The sequence below is a fragment of the Sphingobacterium phlebotomi genome (genome assembly GCF_008180195.1).
In the GTDB taxonomy this organism is placed as follows: Bacteria; Bacteroidota; Bacteroidia; order Sphingobacteriales; family Sphingobacteriaceae; genus Sphingobacterium; species Sphingobacterium phlebotomi.
The window spans coordinates 497,438-509,155 of the sequence record NZ_VTAV01000002.1 but is presented as its reverse complement, the minus strand read 5'-3'; the positions used below and the strand labels follow the sequence as shown (position 1 = coordinate 509,155).

General features: G+C 44.4%; 7 protein-coding genes. All 7 read right to left on the bottom strand.

Annotated features, from left to right (window positions below; translation table 11 throughout):
- Positions 1-9: 9 nt before the first annotated feature.
- The 7 genes from FXV77_RS06205 to FXV77_RS06175 all read right to left on the bottom strand — a co-directional run bounded on the left by FXV77_RS06205 (position 10) and on the right by FXV77_RS06175 (position 11,633).
- Positions 10-2,310 (bottom strand): alpha-L-rhamnosidase-related protein, encoded by a 2,301-nt coding sequence (locus tag FXV77_RS06205; protein WP_148918326.1) that lies wholly within the window; start codon positions 2,308-2,310, stop codon positions 10-12.
- An 81-nt stretch (positions 2,311-2,391) separates the two neighbouring features.
- Complete coding sequence (locus tag FXV77_RS06200; RefSeq protein ID WP_148918325.1) at positions 2,392-3,504, bottom strand: hypothetical protein; 1,113 nt, start codon at positions 3,502-3,504, stop codon at positions 2,392-2,394.
- A 17-nt stretch (positions 3,505-3,521) separates the two neighbouring features.
- Positions 3,522-4,880, bottom strand: a complete 1,359-nt coding sequence (locus FXV77_RS06195; RefSeq protein ID WP_187444027.1) for an FAD-dependent oxidoreductase — start codon at positions 4,878-4,880, stop codon at positions 3,522-3,524.
- A 31-nt stretch (positions 4,881-4,911) separates the two neighbouring features.
- The gene (locus tag FXV77_RS06190; RefSeq protein ID WP_148918323.1) at positions 4,912-6,336 is read right to left on the bottom strand and encodes a RagB/SusD family nutrient uptake outer membrane protein; all 1,425 of its coding nucleotides are present in this window, start codon (positions 6,334-6,336) and stop codon (positions 4,912-4,914) included.
- Between the two features lie 43 nt (positions 6,337-6,379).
- Positions 6,380-9,607: a TonB-dependent receptor gene (locus FXV77_RS06185; protein WP_148918322.1), complete on the bottom strand. Its 3,228-nt coding sequence runs from the start codon at positions 9,605-9,607 to the stop codon at positions 6,380-6,382.
- Between the two features lie 189 nt (positions 9,608-9,796).
- On the bottom strand, positions 9,797-10,993 hold the full coding sequence (locus FXV77_RS06180; RefSeq protein ID WP_148918321.1) for a FecR family protein: 1,197 nt from the start codon (positions 10,991-10,993) through the stop codon (positions 9,797-9,799).
- Positions 10,994-11,048: 55 nt separating this feature from the next.
- Entirely contained in the window at positions 11,049-11,633 is a 585-nt protein-coding gene (locus tag FXV77_RS06175; protein ID WP_148918320.1) for an RNA polymerase sigma factor, read from the bottom strand.
- Positions 11,634-11,718: the final 85 nt, after the last annotated feature.

The following is an 11,718-nucleotide window of genomic DNA, read 5'->3' as shown; positions in this document are numbered from 1 at the left end:
GATTACGAATTAGATACTTATTTTAATTTCCCACTTTCCTTCGGGAATTATCCATTGTCTATCCGAATTTCCTACCGCTATTTTTCCTTTTTCTATGGATTCGTCCACAGGAATTCCATTGATAAGAATAGATTTATACTTCTCGAAAGGAAGTTCGAAAAGAGCTGTTGTACCCTTAGGAACATTGAACTTTACCGCCATTTGATCAGCAGAGCGGCTGATAGAACTCGCTATCTCGCCCTTGATCGATGGAACCTTGGTTTTGGCATACGACAGATCACCTAAATGGGGCGTCACCGAGAATGTTTTATACCCCGGTTCTAATGGCTTGATGCCACAAGCCTCACTCGACATGATGGTAAGCCCTCCACCACTCCAGGCATGGTTTACGGTACCTCCACCATACCCATCCTTACCGATACCCCAACCTTCGAAAAGCGTGGTAAAGTTAGGATTGTTGACCATTTCGGCAAAACGTTTTTTATGACGGGCATTAGCTAAAACAGGTTGTCTCATCTTGTACATCGCCTCGAACACATATTTCTCCATATAAGGACTCGCATGCTCCTGCTTCGAAAAGACATCCAAAATAAGATCATATCTATCCTTATCAGCAATATCGGCGAGAACTGCCAAAGCGTGTACCCTATCATCTGTCTTGCCGCTGTAGGAGGGATCTCGGTATTCCTTCCCATTCCAGAACCGCTGATTGAAGGCTTGCTTAAACCGTTTCATTTCCTCCCCAATCTGGAGCATATCCCCGTTATAGCCCATTTCATCAGCCATCAGATAACTTCCTTTCAAAGCTAGATAATACCATAGGTTATAGAGCAATAGCATGTCTTTATTCTCCCCCCAATCGCCCCATTGCCATCCCCCTTCCCGCAATAGAACCAAACCATCTTTATCCTTCTCCCAAAGCGAAATATACTTTTGGATAGCCGGATAAAGATCTACGATTGCCTGCTTATCGCCTGTATGCATATAGTACATCCAAATCCCATAATAACCAATACTTGCAAGTGCCTGATCGGGGAGTTCTTTATCCCAATTTCCAGCAGGAATCGGGGAAAACAGAACATCATCCACTTTTTGCCAACCAATTAGCTCATACAGCCACTTTCTGGCCAGCGCGTGAGAAGAAGGAGTCAACGCATAAAAAGCTTCCTGAGCTTCAAGCACCGCATCACCCGTCCATTGCGCCCGTTCACGGTCGGGGCAATCCATATAGGTGTCACGCATGGTTATGTATAGCGTACGAGCAGCTTTTTGCCAAAGCTTATTGAAAAAGGGATCGGAGCATTCGAAAAATCCGGCGAATTCTGTATCGTAGCCCGTTTCGCGATACATTAATTGATTTATCTTGACATGTTCGGGAACGATGAAGTACAATACATGTCCATTGATCCATCCCAGGCTTTCATACTGCTGACGACCATCTTTGGCGACGTATGCTGCACGTATATTTTCGGCCGAACCGTTATAATACAAATAGTTATCTGTAACGATACTGATCGAGTCTCCTTCATTGGCTTCCATGTCAAAATATGGGGTGAACTGCATATTGTATGGCAGCCTGCAGATGACGGTATCTCCATTTCGGACGACGTCCTGGGGATGAAATGTTTTCAGGCCAAAATCTTTCCATAGCGGAATCGGCCGTTTAACGAGATTGTTCCATGGCGCAGACCCGACAATACCTTCCTCCACCGCTGGCTCAAAAGAAGTCACATCTCCCTTGCGGCTAAACCAACCCATATCCGCCACACGGGCATCGTACAGAATGTTGGACTCAGGCAATCTGAAATTAGGTTCCTTACCTGGAGCGGACTGGTATTCAACCAACCGTTTGACTAGCCAGCTTTTGTTACTGTAAAGTTCAAAATTATCGCTCTGCAAATCAAACAGAAGCCCCAGTTTACCACTACTATTGTGCGAAAAACCATGTTTCCCAAAGTACCAGACCTTGACTGCTATAGTATTGCTCCCTTTCTTAAGAGATTTGCTAATATCCACTTCATCATAATAGGTGTCATTTGGATTAGGCCCCCTTTTTAACCCACCCTCGAATACGACAAGTTCGTCATTGACATAAAGCCAATATTTACTGTCCACTGCAATCTTTGCTATCGCTTGTTTGGGCAATCTATCGATGTGAAAATCTTTCCGAAAGCCAGCCCAGATGTTGATCAAACTTGTATCTTGAGACGCTAATCCAATCCACTTGCCTTTCCATTCTTGGGCCACTATTCGGTTAGAAAATAATATAATAGAAAAAAATAGTAGTAAACATATTTGTTTCGTCTTCATACGGGGTTTTTCTTTATCAGATTAATTTTGGCCTATTTTAAGTTCTTTCGGAGCTTGCCCTTCGATTTGAATCTTCGCAAATTAATCATTCGCAGGAATTTCTTGAAGGAATTTCTTAATTTGCTTCACTATATATGGATTGTTATGATCAAGCAATGCGGTTACACGCTGAAGAATTTCCGGTTCTTCCGGAAGGTACTTCCGTAGACACTGCAGTGCGGCATTCAATACGGGACCGTACATTGTTGGCAAGCGGTCAGCGATATCCAGCAAAATCGATCTGTTTAATTTTTCGTATGTGCTGAGTTTCTCCATCACCTTTGGTTTCAATGCCGGTAGTACACAGTCAAATGTCAACCATAACGCCTGTTGGGCAGCGGAATCTTCACCCCAATCCTTTGGTAAAACAGTTAGGGCATGTAATGCAAGGTTATAGGAACTATCGCACACAAAACTAATCACCCTATCTTTCACTTGCGGTGGAACATCTGGCAACATATGCATTCTATCCAAGGCCCAATATCTATCCCAGGCATCGTGGCTCTTCAGTATATCCAGTAGAAAACGAGGATTCAGTGCCGCTTCAGTTGCATGTTCAACATCCTTCCGCGTCTGGCCATAAACCAGGTTCCACATCGTGTGCGTAGTAAAGACTGCCCCTTTTACCACATACTGCAGTACATCCTTGGATGTGGGACGGGTTACACCATCTACCCGTTCAGGAGTAGTGTTCTCCGGAACCAACTTTTGGTAATCGAAGTCGCCAATGGGCGAAAGACTATCGGCCAATATGGTATGCAATTGCTGGTATTCCTGTTCATGGAAAGGTTCATGCTCCGCTTTGCTTAAAAATTCCGCTGGAGGAAGTTCAAAACCAAGGTATCGACCCGTCACATTCCAATACAGGTTTACGCGCAGCAATCGACAAGATTCATCAAAGCAGACTTCCGTATTTATCTTCCGATAATACGATATCGGAGTGCCACGTGCAGTCAACAACTGAAAAAGGGTATCTTTTGGAGTGGAGGCTTCACCGGTATCTATAAGTATTTTATTGACATCAGAAACATTTTGCGGCAGAGTAGGTGGTGCGAAATAACGTGTTGTTTCCTGACTGCGCTGGCCAAAAGTAGAGGTAGTCCCATATAAAAAAAGCAGTACAATAAACGTCGTTTCTAAGAACCGTATGACCATAATTTCACCCTTTCTGACTATCCTCCCGGTACGATGGCGCCATGTTGCATCAATAATTCCGTCAAATCCGACATCGTTACCTCCGCAGGTGTTTTACCCTGCGTGTTTGCCAATACCGCAGCAGCCGCTGCAGCTTGCCCCATACCCATACAGGAAGCTTGGACGCGTAAAGCTGAATTTGCCAAACGATCACTCCCGACACTACGACCAGCGACGATCAAATTCCGGCTCCCTTTCGGAATCAGTGACCTTAACGGTACGGATGCGACCCGCCCCTCTTCAAGGTGTTTAGGAATTACTCCTTGTTCGTCGTGTAGGTCTATAGGATAGTAAGAATAAGAAACCGAATCTTCAAAAACTCTACCGGTGACGTAGTCTTCGTGTGTAATCTGGTAGATGCTATCAATGCGATAAGTCTCACGGACGGCTGTTTCGTTCTGCATATCCAACACCTTTAAACCCGTTAAACCGGGCAACGTCCGAAGAAACTTCAGTGTTCTAAGCAGCGATGCCCGCCCGCTGATGTTTGCAATGCTGTGCGATACAGACGTGGTGGCATCTGCGCTTGCGATGTGCTGCACATTATCACCTGCGTTACGAAGCAAAGATTCAACATTTAGAAACTCTCCTTTAATAAGGTCGCCACGATCGACCGCGGCATTAAATTCATCCTTAATCCGTTTCATATCGAGTTGATCCATGGAATATCCACCAATACGGAACATCAACGTGCCCGGCTGTGTCTCTTTCTCCCGCAGCAAGTTAAATCCCGCCAAGGAGACTGCAAGCGCATTTCCAGTGCAATCAATCAATTGATTGCAAACAATTTCGGTTTGCGTTCCTTTTCCGATCGTAGTTACTTTCCAACCATTCTTATGTGGCACGATTGCTACCGGCGTTTCGTAAAATCGAAGACTCACGCCCGCCTCCACACATTTGTCTTCGATTACCATTGCATAAAGGGGACCATTTAAACGCACTTGATGACGCCAATGTTGGCGACCATGAGGCGTGGAAAAGTCGGGTAATTTATCATCGTTCAACGCGACTGCTTCCTGAATCATTTCCCAGCCTATACCACCGATAACCTGCTTGCCCCAAGCGAAGAAAATACCAGGAAACGCGACCCCACCCGTCGTGGTAGTACCGCCCAACATACTTCCGTTTTCGACCAAAATGGTTTTCTTCCCCGCCCTTCCGGCTTGCACTGCAGCTATCACGCCTGCTGTGCCACCACCGATCACAAGGATATCGGTAGTGAGCATTTCTTTTTTGATTATACGCGGGCCTTGTAGCACCTCCCCTTTGAGCAATCGAGGTGTAGTCAATCCTAAGGAGATTGCTCCCAATGTGGCTATCGCTGATCTTCTTTTCATTTTGTCCATTCCTTTAAAGGTTTCTAGCTTGTTAATATCCCGGGTTCTGATCAGTCACCGGGTCAATTGCATTGTTGTAATTTGTCTCAGAAAGAGGGATCGGCCAAAGTAAATGCTTTTGAACGATCGATTTCCCTTTACCATGTTGAATGCGTTCATCCAGCTTTCCAGTCCGCTTCAGTTCCAACCAACGCTTCCCTTCATATAGGAATTCATATCCCCGTTCCTGTATGACGAGATCCACAAAGGTCTCGCTGTCATAATCGGCAGGGTCGTAATCAACCGTAGCTGGTTCATTCGGTGCATAGCCGTAAGCCCTCCGATGCACTTTGTTCAGTGCTTCCATGGCTGCCGTGCTAACCGTATTTTCCGCTTTTGCAGATGCCTCAGCAAAGATCAGCAAAGCATCCGATAACCGATATATAGGTAGGTCGTTTCCTGCGGTATTCGCATCAAGCGCATCCGGATCCACATACTTTGAACTGACCAGCGTATTAGGCCCCAAGCCGAAGTCGATCTGGTCCCAGAGCTGCTTGCGGATATCGTCGTTATTCCACTCGATATAATTCGCGTTGGTCGCGTCGCCATGAACGGCATAAGCTCCTGTACCATCTGCGGTGAGCAATTTGGTACTGGGGTGGTTGGATATCCACAGTATGTAATTGCCCTGCGAGGGAAGACGTGCATACTTTAGCGCAAAAATCTCCTCGGTGCTACCGGTGATATCCGGTCCAAAAATTCTATACTGGTAGTCTTCAGGTCCACTCACGCTGACTAAACTAAAACCTGCCTGGACAACTTCGCTGGCCAGCTCTGCCGCTTCGCTATAGCGTTCCAATTGCAAGTATACATCCGCTAGTAGTGTTTTAGCGGCCCATTTAGTCGGTCGGCCACTAACCGAAGCGGCTTCCGGCAGCAATATTGTTGCTGTTGTCAGATCATCCAGAATCAACTGATAGACTTGCTCTTCTGTACTACGTGAAAGATCCTTTTCTTCCATTGTTTCCTCCGTACGCAGCGGTACACCGCTCCAATTTCTTACCAACTGAAAATAGGAAAAAGCACGCAGGAATTTTGCCTCGGCAACGTATTTCCCGAACTCCTCCCGCTCCGCTGCGTTCAAGACAACCAGGTTTGCGTTCCTGATCGCTAGGTAGAACCCATCCCAAAAACCTTGGATACGTGTTATATTCGCATCATCCAATCCCTGGTAATTGCTCAGGGGAGCCCAACTGCCACGACCATACATCCAGTCCGAATGACACTCTAACGTAGCAATATAGTTCGGCAGGAGGTCTTTACGCAACGGATTATAAATCGCATTCACCGCGGCTTCCACTTCTTCTGCCGTATTATAGAAATTCTCCTCCGAGATCTGTCTGGGTGTTTCTTCGAGGGCCTTTTCGCACGCTACAAAAAGTGCCAATATACCCAACGTGAATATTAATCTCTTCATCGTATTTAATTTCAATTTTTTCATCCTATAAACTGTAAAAAAGTTAAAATCCGGCACGGATACCGAAGGTAACCGATCTTGCCGACGGGTAGCTATTATGGTCAAGCCGAAAATTTACTTCCGGATCCCACCACGAATAATTGGTCAGCGTAAGTAGATTCTGCCCGCTCACATACACCTGCAGCCGTTGTAATTTAGTAGTATTCCATGCTTGCAACGGAAGATTGTAAGCCAACGATATATTTTTGAGCCGCAAAAATGATCCGTCCTCGATAAATCGGTCCGACACTCTTACCGGTGTCGATCTGCTGATCCGCGGATAGTCAGCATCGGTATTATCGATCGTCCAATGGTTTTCATACACCGTTTTGGGCATATTTAGACCGAAGCCATAGTCCATGGTATTCGTAATAGAGCTCGCATTGAAAATATCATTCCCATGAGTTCCCTGAAGAAAAAACGAAAATTCGAAGTTCTTATAATTCATCACGGAATTAAACCCATACGTAAAATCGGGGTTAGCATCTCCAATATATGTTTTGTCAGCAGATGTGATGTTACCGTCCTGATTGACATCGCGAAAAAGAATATCCCCATTTTCGTTGTAACCATCCTCTATGTAACCCCAAAACTGCCCAACAGGCCGTCCCTCTCTCAATATGCTGGTGGCATCGCTTACAATGACCATACCGATATTATCCCGCAGCACATCTTCGTGGTTGTATAGGCTGATTACTTTGTTTTTATTGAAAGCAATATTGGCGTTTATATTCCACGTAAAACTACCTTCGAAAGGTCTTGCTTCTATACCGAACTCAACGCCTTTGTTTTGTACCTTGCCCACATTACGGATAGTTGTCGTATAGCCCATAGAAGCGGGCAGCCGTACATCACTCAGCAAATCGCGCGTATTCTTTACATAATAATCCGCGGTTAACAAGATCCTATTATTCAGGATGCCAACATCTGCTCCGAGATCAAACTGCTCGGTAGTTTCCCAAGTCAAGTCATTCGGCAGCCGTGTTGAGGGACCGACCGTATTGAAATATTCATCATTAAATATCGTTTTACCTGGGGAAAGTAAGTTAAGGGTCGTATACGGATCAATGGCCTGGCTACCGGTAAGCCCCCAGCTGGTCCGCAGCTTGAGATCCGAAATTCCCGTAATATTATCCATGAAACTCTCATTTGAAATACGCCACGCAAGCGCCGCTGAGGGGAAATTCCCCCATTTGCTTCCCGGTGAATAGCGCGAGGATCCGTCACGACGAAAGCTTACGGTGGCGAGATAACGGTCATCATAACTATAATTGACGCGTCCCAAGAAAGAAATTAATGCCGACTTGATGTACCCTGATCCGGGTACACCTGGCGTGCCCGCTGCGCCCAAATTGTCGCTCCCGTAGATATCAGAAAGAAAATCCGTTCCTCCGGCACTGACGAAGGTATTTGTAAAATTTTGATACGTGATACCCATTACCGCCGCTAGGTTATGTTTATCATTGAACGTCTTGCTATAATTCAATGTGTTTTCGTTCAGCAGACTCATTTCTTGGACGGTGGACACCGTTGCCCGTCCTGGACTGTCAAAGAACAAGGTCGATGTATAACTATCTGATCGGTCATCGCGGTTTTCCAATCCTCCAGCGATCTTCAACAATAGGTCGGGTGTTATCCGATAAGATGCCGCGGCATTGATGAGCGCGACGTTAGCCTTCGTCCCGTCCGTTCTTTCATTAATCCAGTTGATGGGATTGCGCAGATCTGTTGCCAAAAACGGATAAGCTGTATGAAGTATCCTGTACGAACCATCTTCATTATAAGGCGTCAGGGTAGGAGGAGCAGAAATTGCCGCCGCAATCATAGAATTACCCCGGTTCCCCCCGCCATTATCACGTCGCTCTGTCGTCAGACGCGAGAGGACGGTATTCAATTCTACGGAAATCTTATCGTTGACTTTATGATCAATGCTGCTTTGCAACGAATAACGATGGTAATTACTCCCTTTAATGATACCATCCTGGCCAAAGAAACTACCATTTATGGAAAACTGTGTTTTCTCATTTCCCCCAGCTATACCAAGCGCAGCCGTCGTCATCGGCGCCCTCCTAAAAACAAAATCCTGCCAGTCAAAACCTTCCCCAAATCCGCTGATCTCCTCTTCTGTAAAATAAGGTGCCACATTATCGTTTATCGCTTGTGCATTGTAGAACCGTGCGTATTCCGCTGCATTCATAAGATCTAGCTTACGGATGAGTTGCTGCGAACTGTAGCTGGTTTCAAACGACACGTCGGTACGTCCTTCTTTTCCTTTCTTTGTCGTAATGATCACGACACCATTGGCACCACGTGAACCGTATATCGCCGTAGCCGATGCATCCTTTAGAATCTCTATACTTTCTATATCAGCGGTATTGACTATAGAGGGATTGGAGCCGGCTATGGGAAATCCGTCGATGACATACAACGGTTCATTGCTTCCCTGAATGGAATTTCCGCCGCGGACACGAACGGATATACTTGGACCTGGAGCACCCGAACTCTGGCGTATATGTACGCCAGAAGCACGGCCAGAGAGGGCCTGCAACGCGCTGGCGTTCGGAAAAGCATTTACTTCCCGAGCTTTTACCTGCGCTACAGATCCTGTTAAATCTGCCTTCCGTACCGTGCCATACCCCACCACAACGACTTCATCAAGTTCATCCGTTCGATTGTTTAGCACCACATCGACTACCGTTCTGTTTCCAGCACTTATTTCCTGGTCTTCGTATCCGACAAACGAAAAATGCAATATCGCAGCGTCCCCTTCCATACGGAGGGTATAATTGCCTCTTTCATCGGTCATCGTACTGTTAGCCGTTCCTTTTTCCGAAACGGTAACCCCCACCAGCGGTTCGCCGACACGATTCGTGACATTACCCTTCACTATTTTTTCTTGATCTGGCATCAGGTTACCGGTGATCGTCATCGAAGGATCCCCCTTTCGCATCAATATGATGTTCTTGTCCACCAGTTTATATCCTATATGAAACTTTTCCAGCAGTCCGTCAAGGACTTTCTCGACATGTACATCATTCACCTGCAAATCCACCGAAGCATTTGCCGGAATGATAGATTTATCGTAAAAGATATTATATCCGCTTAGTTTCTGGATATCCTTCAAAACAGCAGTTAGTTTTACATTTTTCCTGCTAAGCGTAACTTTTTGACCAAACGTAAATGCGCTAACCTGCAGCGTGCCTACAAACATTAAGATCAAGGATAGTTTCATAACGAACAATCTAGGTTTCAAACGCCTGCAAAACGGCGTGAGTATATCATAATTTTTATACATTTGTATTTAAGATTGGTTGTTTACTATTAATATGTTAAGACATCAATCGACAAGTCCATAAGACTTGGCTAATCAGGGGCGGTCGCAACGCTCCTGATTGTTATTCTCTTCAAATTCTACCGATTTTTATTTCATAACAAAAATCCTCCTTCCATTGATTTCGAATCTTACCGATCCTGTTAGCTCGACCGATTGCAACAATTTCTCCATATCCTCAAACCTGGATATCATACCGGAAAACCGCTTATTTTTTAAATCATCTTTAAACACAACATCCACATCATACCATCTGGCAACACTTTCCATAACCTCCTCGATCGAAGCATCCTCAAATGCAAACGATCCATTCTTCCAGGCGATGACATAAAATGGATCTACATTTGTGATAGCCGTGCTTTTTGATTCCCGCATATAAATTGCTTGCTGGTTGGGCCTTAGAACATGACTTTGTCCATTGTCGAAAGAGACCTTTACAGACCCTTCTACCAACGTCGTTTCAATCGTTTTACCATAGCTGTTCACGTTAAAAGAAGTGCCCAATACTTCTAGCTTTTGCTGATCTGTTTCCACTATAAAGGGAATCCGTTTATCATTTCTATATTGTTTACTCACATCGAAATATGCCTCTCCCTTCAGTTCAACACGACGGACATCTTCCTGAAAATTGATCGGATAACGAAGTGTGGATGAGGCGTTCATCGCTACTTTTGTCCCATCTGATAGCGTTAAATTATACTCTCCTCCCCTTGGCGTAATAATGGTATTATATACGTTACCCTTCACCCTTTGTTCGCCCGTTACTGCGTAAGTAATAGATCCATCTGCTGTCTTATGTACCGAATAGCCCTCCAACTGGATTATCGTATCCTTTTTCAACGCTTCCAAGTCTAATTGAGTTCCATCTGCCAAAACAATCCGGGCTTTATTTCCTCCCGGCTTAATAGTCGAAATCGTATCCTCACTGCTGAGCTTTGCCTCCGTTGGATCTGGCCTATTTATAAAATCTATTGTAAATTTTAAAAACACAAGTATACATGCCGCAGCCACTAGCGTGACTAAACGTCTAATTGTTTTAATCTTTTTGGTGCCTTTAGAAAAATTCCGCTGAAGCCGCTCATCCAACATAATCCGTTGGAATAAATGTTCAACATCTGGAACATCTCCTTTTGTGTCCGGCGACGATTCCATTAAGATATCCCATAGCCATATGAGATCTTCATCTGTTTTCTGCTCTAAAATGTTTTTGAGCAAAATAAGATTATCCTCAGATATGGAATTGTCCATATACTGCTGTATGAGATGAATGAGTTGTCCTTTTTCCAACGTTTATAATTACTGGTTACCTATATAAACGAGTTAGCAAGAAAAAAGGACTAGATCAAAATAAAATTTTTAATAAAAAAAGTAGGAGATAAATATTTCTCACGATTAACTTTACTGTCTTGGATGCCTTAATCAATTGATTTTTAACGGTATACCTGGACACACCAATCTTATCCGCAATCTCCTCGTAAGATAATCCATTGATTTTATTTAGCTCATAGACTTCCCGTTGCCTTTCGGGGAGACGCTCTATGGCACTCGTCCATACGTTGTTTAACTCCGTCGTATCAAGCGTGTGTTCTGTACTTTTACAATCTTCTTTCCAGCTACACTTCAAATGATGGTCAAATTTGGATTTCACCACCTTTTTTCTGAAAATGGAAATCGTTATCCGTTTCGTGATGACAAATAAATAAGGATAAAGGCTCTCGGAATTTTCTATCTTGTCACGGTTTAGAAACAGAGAGACAAACACCTCCTGAACAAGTTCTTCTGCTTCCTCATGATTTTTACTAAATTTATAAGCATAGTTATAAATTGACTTGTGATAAGCATCAAATACCTTGCGGAAGGCCTTGTGATCTCCAGCCTTGAAATCCGCAAATTCATCATCCGATATCGTATTTACAATTTGGGCCATTACCAAAAGATTGCATCGTATTCCTGCAGGTTTATATATATCATAAAATGTACCGTGACAATGAATCTACATTGTCTGATACAAC